Origin of the sequence: Agromyces sp. NPDC127015, assembly GCF_042725165.1 — a bacterium.
Lineage (GTDB): Bacteria > Actinomycetota > Actinomycetes > Actinomycetales > Microbacteriaceae > Agromyces > Agromyces chromiiresistens.
The window spans coordinates 17,936-33,437 of the sequence record NZ_JBHXDI010000005.1; the positions used below are offsets into that span (position 1 = coordinate 17,936).

General features: G+C 71.5%; 14 protein-coding genes. 12 read left to right on the forward strand and 2 right to left on the reverse strand.

All coding sequences use genetic code 11. The features are described 5' to 3' along the window. The first annotated feature begins 67 nt into the window (after positions 1 to 67). Together ACFWGP_RS14895 and ACFWGP_RS14900 are read left to right on the forward strand one after the other, a co-directional pair. A complete protein-coding gene (locus ACFWGP_RS14895) occupies positions 68 to 1,798 on the forward strand; it encodes a glycerol-3-phosphate dehydrogenase/oxidase (protein ID WP_275505479.1) in 1,731 nt (576 codons plus the stop codon). A gap of 97 nt (positions 1,799 to 1,895) precedes the next feature. Beyond that, the gene (locus ACFWGP_RS14900) at positions 1,896 to 2,735 is read left to right on the forward strand and encodes an SURF1 family cytochrome oxidase biogenesis protein (protein ID WP_376931263.1); all 840 of its coding nucleotides are present in this window, start codon (positions 1,896 to 1,898) and stop codon (positions 2,733 to 2,735) included. A gap of 24 nt (positions 2,736 to 2,759) precedes the next feature. Here ACFWGP_RS14900 and ACFWGP_RS14905 read toward each other — a convergent pair whose 3' ends face one another. Beyond that, positions 2,760 to 3,164, reverse strand: a complete 405-nt coding sequence (locus ACFWGP_RS14905) for a VOC family protein (RefSeq protein ID WP_376931264.1) — start codon at positions 3,162 to 3,164, stop codon at positions 2,760 to 2,762. A 90-nt stretch (positions 3,165 to 3,254) separates the two neighbouring features. On the opposite strand from ACFWGP_RS14905, the gene ACFWGP_RS14910 reads away from it, so the two are divergent. The 4 genes from ACFWGP_RS14910 to ACFWGP_RS14925 all read left to right on the forward strand — a co-directional run bounded on the left by ACFWGP_RS14910 (position 3,255) and on the right by ACFWGP_RS14925 (position 7,010). Next, on the forward strand, positions 3,255 to 3,848 hold the full coding sequence (locus ACFWGP_RS14910; protein ID WP_376931265.1) for a TetR/AcrR family transcriptional regulator: 594 nt from the start codon (positions 3,255 to 3,257) through the stop codon (positions 3,846 to 3,848). A 9-nt stretch (positions 3,849 to 3,857) separates the two neighbouring features. Next, entirely contained in the window at positions 3,858 to 4,382 is a 525-nt protein-coding gene (locus tag ACFWGP_RS14915; RefSeq protein WP_231430145.1) for a DUF3817 domain-containing protein, read from the forward strand. After that, the gene (gene guaA / locus ACFWGP_RS14920; protein ID WP_231430146.1) at positions 4,379 to 5,962 is read left to right on the forward strand and encodes a glutamine-hydrolyzing GMP synthase; all 1,584 of its coding nucleotides are present in this window, start codon (positions 4,379 to 4,381) and stop codon (positions 5,960 to 5,962) included. The genes ACFWGP_RS14915 and guaA overlap by 4 nt, the downstream gene beginning before the upstream one ends. Before the next feature lie 100 nt (positions 5,963 to 6,062). Continuing rightward, positions 6,063 to 7,010, forward strand: a complete 948-nt coding sequence (locus ACFWGP_RS14925; protein ID WP_376931266.1) for an L-lactate dehydrogenase — start codon at positions 6,063 to 6,065, stop codon at positions 7,008 to 7,010. 84 nt (positions 7,011 to 7,094) lie between these two features. Here ACFWGP_RS14925 and ACFWGP_RS14930 read toward each other — a convergent pair whose 3' ends face one another. Further along, positions 7,095 to 7,898 carry a Bax inhibitor-1/YccA family protein gene (locus ACFWGP_RS14930; protein WP_231430150.1) on the reverse strand — a complete coding sequence of 268 codons (804 nt, stop codon included), beginning with the start codon at positions 7,896 to 7,898 and terminating at the stop codon, positions 7,095 to 7,097. A 157-nt stretch (positions 7,899 to 8,055) separates the two neighbouring features. On the opposite strand from ACFWGP_RS14930, the gene ACFWGP_RS14935 reads away from it, so the two are divergent. The 6 genes from ACFWGP_RS14935 (at position 8,056) to ACFWGP_RS14960 (ending at position 15,501) form a co-directional block, all read left to right on the forward strand. Beyond that, positions 8,056 to 9,111, forward strand: a complete 1,056-nt coding sequence (locus ACFWGP_RS14935) for a glycerophosphodiester phosphodiesterase family protein (RefSeq protein WP_231430151.1) — start codon at positions 8,056 to 8,058, stop codon at positions 9,109 to 9,111. Positions 9,112 to 9,263: 152 nt separating this feature from the next. Then, positions 9,264 to 11,768, forward strand: coding sequence for an ATP-dependent helicase (locus ACFWGP_RS14940; RefSeq protein WP_376931267.1), 2,505 nt, complete (start codon positions 9,264 to 9,266; stop codon positions 11,766 to 11,768). An 11-nt stretch (positions 11,769 to 11,779) separates the two neighbouring features. Beyond that, a complete protein-coding gene (locus ACFWGP_RS14945; protein WP_376931268.1) occupies positions 11,780 to 12,349 on the forward strand; it encodes an NUDIX domain-containing protein in 570 nt (189 codons plus the stop codon). Next, on the forward strand, positions 12,346 to 13,452 hold the full coding sequence (locus ACFWGP_RS14950) for an FUSC family protein (RefSeq protein WP_376931269.1): 1,107 nt from the start codon (positions 12,346 to 12,348) through the stop codon (positions 13,450 to 13,452). Before ACFWGP_RS14945 ends, ACFWGP_RS14950 begins: the two co-directional genes overlap by 4 nt. An 82-nt stretch (positions 13,453 to 13,534) precedes the next feature. Further along, positions 13,535 to 14,950 (forward strand): ferric reductase-like transmembrane domain-containing protein, encoded by a 1,416-nt coding sequence (locus tag ACFWGP_RS14955; RefSeq protein WP_376931270.1) that lies wholly within the window; start codon positions 13,535 to 13,537, stop codon positions 14,948 to 14,950. Continuing rightward, the gene (locus ACFWGP_RS14960) at positions 14,947 to 15,501 is read left to right on the forward strand and encodes an FMN-binding protein (protein WP_275505488.1); all 555 of its coding nucleotides are present in this window, start codon (positions 14,947 to 14,949) and stop codon (positions 15,499 to 15,501) included. The genes ACFWGP_RS14955 and ACFWGP_RS14960 overlap by 4 nt, the downstream gene beginning before the upstream one ends. Position 15,502: the final 1 nt, after the last annotated feature.

Here is a 15,502-nt window from a genome sequence, read left to right on the forward strand (position 1 = left end):
GTCGCTCGGGTAGCGTGGAAACGGATCACGCGGCCGAGCCACGAGGCCGCGGGGATGGGGTGGCACGATGGCGCAGCTCAAGTCGGTGACGCGTTCGCAGAAGCTCGGACCGGAGGAACGCGACGCCGCGATCGCGCGACTCAAGGAGAAAGAGCTCGACGTGCTCGTCGTCGGCGGCGGCATCGTCGGCACCGGCGCGGCGCTCGACGCCGTCACGCGCGGGCTCTCGACCGGCCTCCTCGAGGCCCGCGACTGGGCCTCGGGCACCTCGAGCCGGTCGTCGAAGCTCGTGCACGGCGGCATCCGCTACCTCGAACAGCTCGACTTCCGCCTCGTGCGCGAGGCGCTCATCGAGCGAGGGCTGCTGCTGCAGCGCATCGCGCCGCACCTCGTCAAGCCCGTGCGCTTCCTCTATCCGCTCCAGAAGCGCGTGTTCGAGCGGTTCTACGTCGGCGCCGGCATGATGCTCTACGACGTCTTCAGCTACACCGGAGGGCGCCCGCCCGGGGTGCCCCATCACCGGCACCTGTCGAAACGGCAGGTGATGCGTGCCATCCCGTCGCTCTCGAAGGACGCACTCGTCGGCGGCCTGACCTACTACGACGCTCAGGTCGACGACGCCCGCTACGTCGCATCGCTCGCCCGGACGGCGAGCTTCTACGGCGCGCACGTCGCGAGCCGGGTCAAGGTCGAGGGCTTCATCAAGGTCGGCGAGCGGGTCGTCGGCGTGAAGGCGCACGACCTGCAGACCGACGAGCACTTCGAGGTGCGCGCGAAGCAGGTCGTGAACGCGACGGGCGTGTGGACCGACGACACCCAGCGCATGGTGGGCGAGCGCGGCACCTTCAAGGTGCGCGCGTCCAAGGGCATCCACCTCGTCGTGCCCCGTGACCGCATCCAGTCGGCGATGGGCATGATCTTCCGCACCGAGAAGAGCGTGCTCTTCGTGATCCCGTGGGGTCGGCACTGGCTCATCGGCACCACCGACACCGACTGGAACCTCGACAAGGCGCACCCCGCGGCGACCGCCGCCGACATCGACTACCTGCTCGAGCACGTCAACCGCGTGCTCGCGATCCCGCTCACCCGCGAAGACGTCGAGGGCGTCTACGCCGGGCTGCGGCCGCTGCTCGCCGGTGAGAGCGAGCAGACGTCGAAGCTGTCGCGCGAGCACCTCGTGGCGCACACCGTGCCCGGGCTCGTCGTCATCGCGGGCGGAAAGTGGACCACCTACCGAGTCATGGCGAAGGATGCGATCGACGCCGCCGTCGACGCGCTCGACGGCAAGGTGCCGGCGTCGACCACGCAGGACATCCCGCTGCTCGGCGCCGAGGGCTACCAGGCGGCGTGGAACAAGCGCGGCAAGATCGCGCGGGCGTTCGGCGTGCACAAGGTGCGCATCGAGCACCTGCTGAACCGCTACGGCACCCTGACCGACGAGCTCCTCGACCTCATCCGCGCCGACCCCGAGCTCGGTGAGGCACTGCCCGGTGCCGACGACTATCTCGCCGCCGAGGTGGTCTACGCCGCCTCGCACGAGGGGGCGCTGCACCTCGACGACGTGCTCGCACGTCGTACCCGCATCTCGATCGAGTCGTGGGACCGCGGAGTGTCGGCAGCGCCGGTCGCGGCGAGGCTCATGGGCCGGGTGCTCGGCTGGGACGAGGCGCGCGAGACGCTCGAGGTCGAGCGCTACCTGCAGCGGGTCGCCGCAGAGCGCGCGTCGCAGGAGCAGCCCGACGACGAGTCCGCCGACCGGGTGCGGCTCGAGGCGCCCGACATCGTGAAGGTGGACTGAACAGGGAGGCCGGTGGTCTCGACACGGCGCTGCGCGCCGACTCGACCGGCCGCTGGCCGAACGACCTCCCAGCCGCGCGCCGGTAGGCTTGTCCATCGTGTCCGCCGACTCACGCCGCGCCGTCGTGCGCATGATGCTGCGCCCGCGCTGGATCGCCGCGCTCGTCGCCGCGCTCGCCGTCGCCGCAGGGTTCGCCCTGCTCGGCCAGTGGCAGATCGAGCGGGCCGTCGAGCAGGCGGTCGTCATCGAACGGCCGACCGAGCAGGTGCTGCCCTTCGACGGCATCGCCGAGCCCGACTCGCCGACGCGGCAGGCGGTCACCGCGCAGCGCGTCGAGGTCACCGGCACCTACGTGCCGGGCGACACGGTGATCGTCGAGGGGCGCCTGAACGACGGCGTCCTGGGGTACTGGGCGGTCGCCCACCTCGAGGTCGCGGAGGCGCCGGCCGGAGGCCTCCCCATCGCGCTGGGCTGGGCGGCCGACGAGCCGACCGTGCGAGCCGCGATCGACGAGTTCGAGGCCGGGCTCGACGGCAGCACGCGGGTGAGCGTCGTCGGCCGGTTCCTGCCGACCGAGGCGCCGGTGCCGCCCGACACCGACGACGACCCGTTCGCGATGAACACCGTCGCGGTCGCGCAGCTCATCAACCTGTGGGCCGACTACGACGACCGGCCCGTCTACTTCGGCTACGTCACGGCCTCCGACCCCGTCGCGGGACTCGACGCGATCTCGTCGCCTCCGCCCGAGCAGACCACCGAGCTCAACTGGCTCAACGTGTTCTACGCGGTCGAGTGGGTCGTGTTCGCGGGCTTTGCGATCTACCTCTGGTACCGGCTCGTGCGCGACGCCGTCGAGCGCGAGCGCGACGAGGCGGAGGCCGCCGCGGACGCGACCTCGGCACCTGCGTCGGCCGCGGGGGCGCCCGGCGACGACTGATCGTCCGTCGGGAAGCGCGGCCGCTCACGCCCCGAACGCCGCCGCGAACTCGGGCGACGGCTCGATCTCGGTGATGACGTCGACGAGCACGCCGCCGGGGTCGCGCACGATCACGTGCCGCTGGCCGAACGGCTCGCTGCGCAGCTCCTGCACGATCGGCACGCCGGATGCCTCGAGCCGGGCCGCGATCGCGTCGACGTCGTCGACCTCGAGGTTGACGAGCACGCCGCGGGCCGTCACGCCGTAGCCGGCGGGGACCGACACGTGCGCGGGGTCGAGCAGCGCGAGCTCGTGTCCTGAGCCGGGGTGTCGGAGGCTCACGTACCAGCCTGACTCGAAGGCGTTCTCGAAGCCGAAGTGATCGCGGTAGAAGCGGGCGCTCGCCGCGACATCCGCGGAGCAGAGCACGGGATAGCAGCTGTGCAGCATGGGTTCCCCTGACGATCGAAAGATGCATACAGGCTGTATGTATGTGTCATGATGGGTGACGTACAGTGTGCATGTCAACCGGGAGGCGACGTGGCGACGAAGGCCGAGCAGCGCGACCGCACGCGCAGCGAGATCGTGCGCCTCGCGACCGCCCGATTCGCCGTCGACGGCTACGCGGGGGTGGCCCTCGAAGACCTGATGGCCGAGGCGGGCCTCACCCGCGGGGCGCTCTACCACCACTTCGGCAGCAAGCGCGGCCTCTTCCAGGCGGTGGTCGAGCATGCGCAACTCGGCGTCGCCCGGGCCGTCGAGCAGGCGGCCACCCACGACGACGTGCTCGACGACTTCCTCGCCGGCTGCCGCGCATTCCTCGAGGCGAGCCTCGCGCCCGAGGTGCGGCGCATCCTGCTCATCGAGGGGCCGGCCGTGCTCGGCTGGGGCGAATGGCGCGAGGGCGACCTCGAGTCGAGCGTGCGCCTGCTCGACGAGGGCGTCGCCGAACTCGCCGAGGCGGGTGTCATCGACGACCGGTCGCTCGACACGGTCGCGACGATGCTCTCGGGGGCGCTCAACGAGGTCGCGATCGCGAACGCGGCCGGGCCCGACCCGGCCCGCGGCATCGACGACGCGGTCGCCATGCTGCGCCGGTTCGTGCTGAGCCTGCGCCCAGCCGACGCCACGTAGACTGTGTTCATGCCCCTCGAGCCCAAACTCGCCGATCTGCCGCGCATTCGCGGGGCGCTGAAGTTCTACCAGGTGGCCTCGGTCATCACGGGCGTCATGCTGCTGCTGCTCTGCGCCGAGATGCTCGTGAAGTACGTCTGGCACTACGAGCTCTTCGCGTTCGGCCCGAACGGCGTGCTCTCGCTCGAGCCCGTGCTCGAGACGGCCTCGGGGCTCGAGTCGACCGGGCAGGGCGTGAACCTCTCGACCGGCATCCTCATCGCGCACGGCTGGTTCTACGTCGTCTACCTGTTCAGCGACTTCAGGCTGTGGAGCCTGATGCGCTGGCCGTTCACGCGGTTCATCGTCATCGCCCTCGGCGGCGTCATCCCGTTCCTCTCGTTCTTCCTCGAGGCGCGTATCGGGCGCGAGGTGCGTGCGTACCTCGACCGGCGCGAAGCCGACGCCGCGGCCGGCGACGACGCCGGCGCGGCGGGCGGCACCAGCCCCGAGGCATCCGACCCCACCCCCGACTCCGTGGAGGCCCAGCAGTGACCGACCAGCAGACCGAGCAGCGGCCCGTTCTCGTCGTCGACTTCGGCGCGCAGTACGCGCAGCTGATCGCGCGGCGCGTGCGCGAGGCATCCGTCTATTCCGAGATCGTGCCGCACACGATCTCGGCCGACGAGGTGCGCGCCAAGAACCCGATCGGCATCGTGCTCTCGGGCGGACCCAGCTCGGTGTACGAGCAGGGCGCCCCTCAGCTCGACGAGACGATCCTCGAGCTCGGCGTGCCCACCCTCGGCATCTGCTACGGCTTCCAGGTGATGGCGCGGCACTTCGGCGGCGAGGTCGCCGAGACCGGCGCCCGCGAGTACGGCGCGACCGCCGCGACGGTGACGGATGCCTCGGGCAACGCGCTCCTCGTCGACCAGCCGGCCGCGCAGACCGTGTGGATGAGCCACGGTGACTCGGTCGCCCGCGCGCCCGAGGGCTTCGAAGTGCTCGCCTCGACCGAGTCGACCCCGGTCGCCGCGTTCGCGAACGACGAGCGCAAGCTCTACGGCGTGCAGTGGCACCCCGAGGTGAAGCACTCGCCGTTCGGCCAGGGCATCATCGAGAACTTCCTGCACCGCGCCGCCGGCATCCCCGCCGAGTGGAACTCGGGCAACGTCATCGCCGAGCAGGTCGCCCGCATCCGCGAGCAGGTCGGCGACGCCCGCGTCATCTCGGCGCTCTCGGGCGGCGTCGACTCGGCCGTGTCGACCGCACTCGTGCAGCGCGCCGTCGGCGACCAGCTGACCGCGGTCTTCGTCGACCACGGGCTGCTGCGCAAGGGCGAGCGCGAGCAGGTGCAGAACGACTACGTCGCCGCCACGGGCGTGCGCCTCGTCACGATCGACGCCGAAGCGACCTTCCTCGACGCGCTCGCCGGGGTCACCGACCCCGAGGAGAAGCGCAAGATCATCGGTCGCGAGTTCATCCGCGCGTTCGAGGCCGCCGAGCGCGACCTCATCGCCGAGGCCGCCGCCGACGGCAAGCCGATCAAGTTCCTCGTACAGGGCACGCTGTATCCCGACGTCGTCGAGTCGGGCGGCGGCTCGGGCACCGCGAACATCAAGAGCCACCACAACGTCGGCGGCCTCCCCGAAGACCTGCAGTTCGAGCTCGTCGAACCGCTGCGCACCCTCTTCAAAGACGAGGTGCGCGCGATCGGCCGCGAACTCGGGCTTCCCGAGGCGATCGTCGGCCGCCAGCCGTTCCCCGGCCCTGGCCTCGGCATCCGCATCGTCGGCGAGGTCACCCGCGACCGGCTCGAGCTGCTGCGCGACGCCGACGCGATCGCCCGCGAAGAGCTCACGAAGGCCGGTCTCGACGGCGAGATCTGGCAGTGCCCGGTCGTGCTGCTCGCCGACGTCCGCTCGGTCGGCGTGCAGGGCGACGGCCGCACCTACGGCCACCCGATCGTGCTGCGCCCGGTCTCGTCGGAGGATGCGATGACCGCCGACTGGACCCGACTGCCCTACGACGTGCTCGCTCGCATCTCGAACCGCATCACCAACGAGGTGCGCGAGGTCAACCGCGTCGTGCTCGACGTCACCTCGAAGCCGCCGGGGACCATCGAGTGGGAGTGATCGCTCCCGTCCCCGTCGTGCTGCGACGGGGTGCGCGAAGGGCGCCGGCCGTGTGGCCGGCGCCCTTCGGCGTTCACGGGGAGTGCGGCAGACTGGCCGCATGGGAGTCGTCGAGAACAGCAAGCTCACCGTCGTCGGCGCGGGGGCGGTCGGATCGAGCCTCGCCTACGCCGCGCTCATCAGGGATTCGGCAGCCGAGATCGTGCTCTACGACATCGCCGCCGAGAAGGTCGAGGCCGAGGTGCTCGACCTCGCGCACGGTACCCAGTTCACCCGGGCACGGGTCACGGGCGGTGCCGACGTGTCCGTCGTCGAGGGATCGCACGTCATCGTCGTCACCGCCGGGGCGAAACAGGCTCCGGGCCAGAGCCGCATGGGTCTCGCCGCGACGAACGTCGGCATTCTCGAGCGGCTGCTGCCCGCCCTCCTCGAGCGGGCGCCGGACGCCGTCGTCGTGCTCGTGACGAACCCGGTCGACGTGCTCACGGTCGCGGCGCAGCGCATCACCGGGCTCCCGGCCGAGCGCGTGTTCGGATCGGGCACGGTGCTCGACACCTCGCGACTGCGCTGGCGGCTCGCCGAGCGGGCGGGCGTGTCGACGTCGAGCGTGCACGCCAACATCGTCGGCGAGCACGGCGACACCGAGTTCCCGCTGTGGTCGGAGGCGCGCATCGGTCCGGTCCCGATCCTCGACTGGGAGGGCGTTCGACGGTTCACCGCCGAGGAGCTCGACGGCATCGCGCGGGAGGTGCGCGATGCCGCCTACACGGTGATCCGCGGCAAGGGGGCGACGAACTACGCCATCGGGCTGACCGGTGCCCGCATCGTCGAGGCCGTGCTGCGCGACGAGCACGCCGTGCTGCCGGTGAGCACGGTGCACGGTCCGGAGATCCCCGAGCTCGAGGGGGTCGCGTTGTCGCTGCCGAGCGTCGTCGACGGGGAGGGCGCGCGCCCGATCGTCGGCACCCCGTTCTCCGATCGCGAGCGGGCGCAGCTCGCGGCATCCGCCGAGGCGATCCGAGCTGCCGCGTCGGCCTTCGGGTACTGAGCGCCGGAAACGCCGAACGGCCGCCCGAGGGCGGCCGTTCGGGTCTCGATACGGCGCTGCGCGCCTACCCGACCGGCGAGGAGCCTAGTCGCGCGCGATCGCGAGCATGCGCAGGATCTCGAGGTAGAGCCAGATGACGGTGACCATGATGCCGAAGACGCCGGTCCACTCGTACTTCTTCGGAGCGCGGTTGCGCACGCCCTGCTGGATGAAGTCGAAGTCGAGCACGAGCGAGTAGGCCGCCATGATCACGACGAGCACGCCGATGATGAGGCCCCACTCGATACCGAAGATGGGGCTCGGCATGGAGCGCACGTCGCCCACCACGCCGAAGAGCTGGAGGCCCCAGGTGACGAGCGAGAACACGAGGTAGCCCACCATCGCGATGAGGAACACCTTCGTCGCACGCTTCGACGCCCGGATCTTGCCGGAGGCGAACAGCGCGAGCGTCACGCCGAACACGACGAGCGTTGCGATGACGGCCTGAGCCACGATGCCGCCGCCGTACATCATCTCGTACCAGGCCGAGATGCCGCCGACGAAGACGCCCTGAACGCCCGCGTACGCGAGGATCAGCGCGGCCGACGGCTCGCGCTTGAAGACGTTGACCATCGCGAGCACGAAGCCGACGATGCCGGCGCCGATCCAGAGGAACGGCACGCTCTCGACGGTGAGCCAGCCGATCGCTGCACCGACGAGCAGCAGGCCGAAGCCGGCGACCGACTTCGCGAGCGTCGACTCGACCGTCATCGTCTCGCCGGCGGGCGGCGTCGCGGGCTGGTTGTACATCTCCTGCAGCTGCTGGGCCGAGATGTCCTGCGATGCGGCCACGGCTCCCTGCTGCGAGAAGGCGGAGTTCCGCGAGAATGCGGGGTTGTCGAGAGCCATGGGTTCCTCTGCTTTCGGCTGTCGTCGGATGCGGGGGATCGGCGACCGGATGCGGCATCCGCGCCGGTTAACAAACCTACCCGAGTTGTTCGAGACAACGCCGAGAGTTCCCGCGGAATTCCGGGCCGCGCGCACGGCCGCTGGCTACGCTGGGCAGATGCAGCACGACCTGGCCGGGCGCCCCCTCGTCATCGGGCACCGCGGTGCGCCGGGCTACCGGCCGGAGCACACCCGTTCGGCCTACGAGCTCGCATTCGCGCTCGGCGCCGACGCGGTCGAGCCCGACATCGTGTCGACCCGCGACGGCGTGCTCGTGCTGCGCCACGAGAACGAGATCTCGGGCACCACGGATGTCGCGTCGAGGCCCGAGTTCGCGGGCCGGCGCACGACGCGCGAGGTCGACGGCGCCCCGCTCACCGGCTGGTTCACGGAGGACTTCACGTGGGCCGAGCTCGCCACGCTGCGCGCCCGCGAACGGCTCGGCTCGCTGCGTCCCGCGAGCGCGAGCTTCGACGGGCGGTACCCGGTCATCAGGCTGCGCGACCTGTTCGGCCTGATCGACACCGCCGCCGACGAGCAGCGCCGTCTCATCCGCATGGTCGCCGAGTTCAAGCACGCCGCCCACTTCGCCGCGCTCGGGTTGCCGCTCGACGAGCTCTTCGCGGCCGAGCTCGAGGCCGCGGGCTGGGGGAGGGGCGACGAACGGCTCATCATGGAGGCGTTCGAGCCGACCCTGCTCGAGCGGCTCGCGGCCCGAGGCGTCCGGGGCAAGCGGGTCGCGCTCATCGAGAACACCGGCAGCCCATGGGACCTCGTGCTCGCACAGGGCCGGCATGCCCCACGCTACGACGCGTTCCTCACCGCCGACGGCCTGCGCGGGCTCGCCGGCCGGTTCGACGGCGTGAGCGTCGGCAAGGGCCGCCTGGTGGGCGCGCCGCCGAAGCGCGCGAAGGATGCCTCGGCGCCGCCCCTGCGCGGGGCGGCGCTCGTCGTCGCGGCCCATGCGGCGGGGCTCGAGGTCTACACGTGGACGCTGCGACCCGAGAACCGATTCCTCGTACCGGCGAACCGGAAGGGTTCCACTCGAGCCGGTTACGGCGACTGGGCGACCGAGTTCGCCGACGTGCTCGCGACCGGGGTCGACGGCATCTTCGTCGACCACCCAGATCTGGGCGTCGAGGCGCGCGCGAACTTCGTGAGGCCGGTCGAGTAGCGACGAAGGAGCGTACCGAGACCACGTCCGCGGCATGGTCTCGATACGGCGCTTCGCGCCTGCCCGACCGACGGGCGGCGTGGTTTCGAGACGGGCGCCGCTTCCCGACGGCGAACCTCATGTCGGGGGCCGCGCCTAGACTTGAAGGCGACATGACGCTGATCCTCGACCCCGACGACCCGGCCGGCTGGCGCGAGGCGCCGCCCGCACGTTCCGCCGACGCATCCGGCCCCGGTTCCCGCCTCACCGACGGCCTCAACCCGCAGCAGAAAGAGGCCGTCGAGTACCGCGGACCGGCCCTGCTCATCGTCGCCGGAGCGGGGTCGGGCAAGACCCGCGTGCTCACCCACCGCATCGCGCACCTCATCGAGACGCGCGAGGCGTGGCCGAGCCAGATCCTCGCGATCACCTTCACGAACAAGGCCGCAGCCGAGATGCGCGAGCGCGTGCAGGCGCTGCTCGGCGACAGCGCATCGGGCATGTGGATCTCGACGTTCCACTCGGCGTGCGTGCGCATCCTGCGCCGCGAGGCCCAGTCGCTCGGCCTCTCGTCGACGTTCACGATCTACGACTCGGCCGACCAGCGCACGATCCTCAAGCGCATCATCAAGCAGCTCGACGCCGACACGATGGGCTTCACGCCCGCGAGCGCGCAGGCGAAGATCTCGAAGCTCAAGAACGAGCTCGCCGACGTCGAGACGCACGCGCGGAACGCGAACATGAACGACCCGCAAGAGGCCATGTTCCTCGAGATCTTCCGTCAGTACACGCGGCGCCTGCGCGAGGCATCCGCCCTCGATTTCGACGACCTGATCGCCGAGACCGTGTATCTCTTCCGTGCCTTCCCGAAGGTGGCCGCGCTGTACCAGCGCCGGTTCCGGCACATCCTCGTCGACGAGTACCAAGACACGAACCACGCGCAGTACGCACTGATCCGCGAGCTGACGCGGCCGATCGAGCCGGCCGTCGTGCGCGAGCTCGACGAGCACGGCATCCTGGTGCGGGGCCTCGTGGATGCCTCGGGGTCGATCCCGGGCGCGAGCCTGACCGTCGTCGGCGACTCCGACCAGTCGATCTACGCGTTCCGCGGCGCCGACATCCGCAACATCGTCGAGTTCGAGCGCGACTTCCCGGGCGCTCGGGTCGTGCTGCTCGAGCAGAACTACCGGTCGACGCAGAACATCCTGTCGGCGGCGAACGCGGTCATCTCGAACAACTTCGACCGCAAAGACAAGAAACTCTGGACGGCCGACGGAGACGGCGACCAGATCGTCGGGTACACGGGCTACACCGCGCACGACGAGGCGCAGTTCGTCGCCGACGAGATCGAGGCGCTGCACCGTGACGGCATCGCCTACCGCGACATCGCCGTGTTCTACCGCACCAACGCGCAGACGCGTGCGCTGGAGGAGATCTTCGTGCGGTCGGCGCTGCCGTACCGGGTCGTCGGCGGCACCAAGTTCTACGAGCGCGCCGAGATCAAAGACGCGATGGCCTACCTCATCTCGGTCGCCAACCCGCTCGACGAGCTCGCGCTGCGGCGGATCCTCAACACGCCGAAGCGGGGCATCGGCCCGGCCACCGAGACCGCGATCGCGACCTTCGCCGAGCAGAACGAGGTGAGCTTCCGCGAGGCGATGCGCGCGGCCGGCGGCCTCGGGCTCGGGCCGAAGGTGACGGGCGCGATCCTCGCGCTCGCCGACGTGCTCGACGAGGCGGCGGCCATGCTCGCCGCGCCCGGCGGGTCGACCGACGCCGAGGGCAACCCGACCGCGGGCGCCTCGGCCGGGGCCGCGACGGGCGTCTCCGGCACCAAGGTCTCCGACGTGCTCGTCTTCCTCATGGAGCGGTCCGGCCTGCTCGAGGCCCTCCGCAACAGCCGCGACCCGCAAGACGAGACGCGCGCCGAGAACGTCGAAGAGCTCGTGGCGCAGACCCGTGACTTCGACCGCGAGAACCCGGGCGCGACGCTCGTCGACTTCCTCACGCAGGTGTCGCTCGTCGCCGCGGCCGACGAGCTCGACGACGCTTCGGGCACGGTCTCGCTCATGACGCTGCACACCGCGAAGGGGCTCGAGTACCACGCGGTGTTCCTCACCGGCATCGAAGAGGGACTGCTGCCGCACCAGATGTCGGCCTCCGAGCCGGGCGGTCCTGCCGAGGAGCGACGCCTGTTCTACGTCGGCATCACGCGGGCGCGCAAGCGCCTCTACCTCTCGCTCGCGATGAGCCGGGCGCAGTTCGGCGAGGTCGCCGTGGCGATGCCGAGCCGCTACCTGCAGGAGATCCCCGAGGGGCTCATCGACTGGCGGCAGTCGCCGGGCATGGCCACGAGCCGGGGCGGAACCCAGCCGCGCGCGCTCAACGCACGTCGCGACGGCGGCGCCTGGGGCACTCGTGATCGCGATCTCGAGCGGTTCAGCGTCACACGCTCGGCCAAGCCGAAGGCCGAGTGGGCGAACAAGGTCACCGGCACGGTTCGCGACAACGGCGACCTGACCCTCGAGGCGGGCGACCGCATCCGCCACGCCGACTTCGGCGAGGGCAAGGTGACCCAGGTCACGGGCGAGGGCACGAAGAAGATCGCGCACGTCTCGTTCGACCGCGCGGGCCAGAAGAAGCTGCTCATCAAGATCGCGCCGATCGAGAAGCTCTGAGGCCCGCCCGCATGTCCTGGTCGACCCGTTCGTCGCGCACCGTCTACGAGAACCGGTGGATCCGGGTGGTCGAAGACGAGGTCGTCCGGCCCGACGGCGAGGCCGGCATCTACGGCGTAGTCGAGCTGGCGCACCCGGCGGCGTTCGTCGTCGCCGTCACCGACGCCGACGAGGTGCTGCTCGTCACGGTCGACCGCCACACCGTCGGCATGAGCGTCGAGGTGCCGGCCGGCGGCACCGACGGCGAAGACCCGCTCGTCGCTGCGCGACGAGAACTCGCGGAGGAGACCGGGTACGAGGCAGTCGAGTGGCGTGAGATCGGTCGCATGACCGCGCTCAACGGCATCGCCCGCGCCGTCGAGCACGTGTTCCTCGCCACGGGGCTGCGCCGCCCCCGCGCTTCCGACGACGGCAGCGTCTCCCAGGCCTCGCACGCGACGCGGCTCGAGGAGGGCATCACCGGCGTGCGGGCGGTGCCGTGGCCCGAGGTCATGCGCATGGTGCGCGAGGGCGAGATCACCGACGGCGAGACCATCGCCGCGCTGGGCTTCGCGGCGCTCGAGCTCGGCCGCCTGGCGTGAGTCGAGTGCTCGCGACCCTCTCAAGGTGGTGGCGTTCGGCACGCGCGCTCGACCTCGAAGTGGCATTGCGCGCCGCCGTCGCCGCGGCGGTGCCGCTCGCCATCCTCGTCGCGGTCGGCCGCATCGACTGGGCGTCGTACGCGGCGTTCGGCGGCATGGTCGCCATCTTCGGCCGAAGCGAACCGTACGGCATCCGGTTGCGCACGGTGACCGCGGCGGCAGCCGCGCAGCTCATCGCGACCGGGCTCGGCATCCTGCTCGCGGCCTCGGGTGCGCAGCCCGCCGCACAGGCCGGAGCCCTCGTGCTCGTCGTCGGCACGGTGATCGTCGGCTTCAACCTGCTCGGTGTGACGCCCTCGACGCCGCTCTTCGCGGCGTTCGGCCTACTCGTGTGCGCGGCCCAGCCCGTCGACGACGGAACGGGCTGGCAGCGATGGGGCGTGGCATGGGCCGCGGTCGGTTTCGCGTGGCTGCTCGCGATGTCGGGCTGGCTGCTGCGCCGGCTCGCCGGCGATCGTGCCCGCCGCGCCTTCAAACCTCTGCCACGTCGCACGCCGACCCGCCTGCGCGGATACGCCGACCCCAGGCTGTGGCTCAACGTCGCGCAGAACGCGCTCGCCGCGCTCGCCGCGGGCGGCATCGCCGCCGCGCTCGGACTCGGCCACCCGTACTGGGCCGTGGTGAGCGCGATCGCGGTCATCCCGCCCGCCCGGGCCGCGCACACGATCTCCCGCGCGGTGCACCGCGTGCTCGGCACGATCGCGGGCGTCGCGGTGACGGCGCTCGTGCTGTGGCCGGAGCCGTCGGTCTGGGTGCTGGTCGCCGTCGTGGCGGTGTGCCAGTTCGGGGCGGAGGTGCTCGTCACCCGCCACTACGGCACCGCGCTCGTGTTCGTCACCCCGATGGCGCTGACGGTCGCCCACCTCGCTTCGCCCGTGCCGGTCGCGACCCTCATCGGCGATCGCGTCGTCGAGACGCTGCTCGGCGCCGCCGTCGGCGTCATCGCGGTGCTCGCGGCCCGCCGGTTCGTCGAGGCGGTGCCGATGCCGCCGCCGACGACCGCGACGCCGAGCGTCGGCCCGCACGGTCCGCCGAGCGGATGACCGGGATCCGCGTGCTCGACCTCCCAGCCCGCGCATAGCGAACTCACCGCCCCGCGATAGCTCGGCGGCGCACGATATGGCCATGGCATTCCTCGTGCATGACGCCCGGCACCTCGAGCGGCCCTCGCGCCGACTCGTGGACCGCGCCGCGCGGGGCACGAGGCGACTGTGGCGCGTCGACGTGCTGCAGGCGCTCGCGGTGGCGTCGGTCGCCGTCGCGATCGCACTGTTCCTCGCCGACGGCGGGGCGACCCGCTTCGCTGATCCGGGTGCGGCGCTCACCTCGCTCGGCATCATCGCCGGGCTCGTCGCGACCGACCACGTGCTCGTGATGCTGCTGCTCGCGGCGCGGGTACCGCTCATCGAGCGCGCGGTCGGGCACGACGCCGCGATGGCGCTGCACGGCCGGCTCGGCAAGCCCGTTCTGTACCTGCTGGTCGCCCACGGCATGCTGCTCGTCGCGGGATACACCGCCGCCGACGGCATCGACGTCGTCGCGGAGGTCGTGACGATCTGGAACCTGCCCGACCTCCCGCTCGCGATGCTCGGTTTCGCGCTGTTCGTCGTGGTCGTCGTCACCTCGCTCGTCACAGTGCGCCGGCGCCTGCGCTACGAGGTCTGGCAGCTCGTGCACCTGCTGTCGTACGCCGCCGTGCTGGCTGCGCTGCCGCACCAGTTCAGCGTCGGTGGACTCTTCGCCGAGGGCGGTTGGCAGCGCTGGTACTGGCTCGTCTTCGCCGTGGGCAGCTTCGCCGCGATCGTCGTGTTCCGGGTCGTGGTGCCGATCGCGACGTCGATGCGGCACCGGCTCGTCGTCGAGTCGGTCGTGCCCGTCGGCCGCCCGATCGACGGGGTGTTCTCGATCACGATGCGGGGGCGTCGGCTCGAGACGCTCGCGGCCTCGGGCGGGCAGTTCTTCATCTGGCGCTTCCTCGCCGGGGGCCAGTGGTGGCAGGCGCACCCGTACTCGCTCTCGGCCGTGCCGCACAGCGACCGGCTGAGGATCACCGTCAGGGCGCTCGGGGACGGCTCGTCTTCGCTCGCCCGCATCGCGCCCGGCACCCGGGTCGCCCTCGAGGGGCCGTACGGCATCTTCAGCGAGGCCGCGCGCACCCGTGACCGCATCGCCCTCGTCGGGGCGGGCATCGGGGTCACGCCCATCCGTTCGCTCCTCGAGCAGGCGACGTTCCGGCCGGGGGAGGCGACGGTCGTGCTTCGTACCACCGCACCCGGCGACGGCTGGCTGCTCGACGAGGTCGCCGACCTCTGCCGGTCGCGCGGCGCCACGCTCCTCACCGTTCCCGGGCCGCGCGGCCGCGGCTGGCTGCCGGATGCTGCCGAGCGCGAGGGGCTCGGCCTCGCCGCGCTCGTTCCGGCGGTCGCCGACAGTGACCTCTACGTCTGCGGCCCGCGCGGCTGGGCCGAGCAGCTGATCGCCGAGGCACGTGCGGTGGGCCTCGCACCCGAGCAGATCCATCACGAGAGGTTCGACTGGTGAGACGACGCGCGGTCCTCCTGGCCTCGGCGGCGTCGGCCGCCGCGATCCTCGGTGGCTGGCAGCTCGGCGAGGTGGCGACCGACGGTCTGACCGCGACCGGCACGCCGACGGTGACGAACGCGTCCGCGGGCTCGGCCGACGACGGAACCGGTGGAAGCTCGGGCTCGGGATCGGGTTCCGTCGACTTCAACGCCCTGACGCCGAAGGGCACGACCTCCGGGACCGGCGGCACGGATGCGGGCGGCACCGGCGCAGTCGCGACCACCGTCGACGGCACCTTTGAGGGCCCGACCGTCTCGACCCGCTTCGGCGACGTGCAGGTGCAGGTCACGATCGCGGGCGGGGCGATCTCCGACGTGACGGCGCTGCAGCTCACCGACCACGACGGCCGCAGCGTGCAGATCAGCAATCGCGCCGAGCCGGTGCTGCGCTCCGAGGTGCTGCAGGCGCAATCGGCATCGGTCTCGCTCGTGAGCGGTGCGACCTACACGAGTGCCGCCTACCTGCAGTCGTTGCAGTCGGCGCTCGACGCGGCGGGTTTCCCAGGATGAC

Coding starts and splice junctions, on each gene's coding strand:
- ACFWGP_RS14935 (WP_231430151.1), top strand. CDS start 8,056: ATGCAGCACGACCTGGCCGGGCGCCCCCTCGTCATCGGGCACCGCGGT.
- ACFWGP_RS14930 (WP_231430150.1), bottom strand. CDS start 7,898: ATGGCTCTCGACAACCCCGCATTCTCGCGGAACTCCGCCTTCTCGCAG.
- ACFWGP_RS14905 (WP_376931264.1), bottom strand. CDS start 3,164: ATGCTGCACAGCTGCTATCCCGTGCTCTGCTCCGCGGATGTCGCGGCG.
- ACFWGP_RS14955 (WP_376931270.1), top strand. CDS start 13,535: ATGGCATTCCTCGTGCATGACGCCCGGCACCTCGAGCGGCCCTCGCGC.
- ACFWGP_RS14940 (WP_376931267.1), top strand. CDS start 9,264: ATGACGCTGATCCTCGACCCCGACGACCCGGCCGGCTGGCGCGAGGCG.
- ACFWGP_RS14945 (WP_376931268.1), top strand. CDS start 11,780: ATGTCCTGGTCGACCCGTTCGTCGCGCACCGTCTACGAGAACCGGTGG.
- ACFWGP_RS14925 (WP_376931266.1), top strand. CDS start 6,063: ATGGGAGTCGTCGAGAACAGCAAGCTCACCGTCGTCGGCGCGGGGGCG.
- ACFWGP_RS14915 (WP_231430145.1), top strand. CDS start 3,858: ATGCCCCTCGAGCCCAAACTCGCCGATCTGCCGCGCATTCGCGGGGCG.
- ACFWGP_RS14895 (WP_275505479.1), top strand. CDS start 68: ATGGCGCAGCTCAAGTCGGTGACGCGTTCGCAGAAGCTCGGACCGGAG.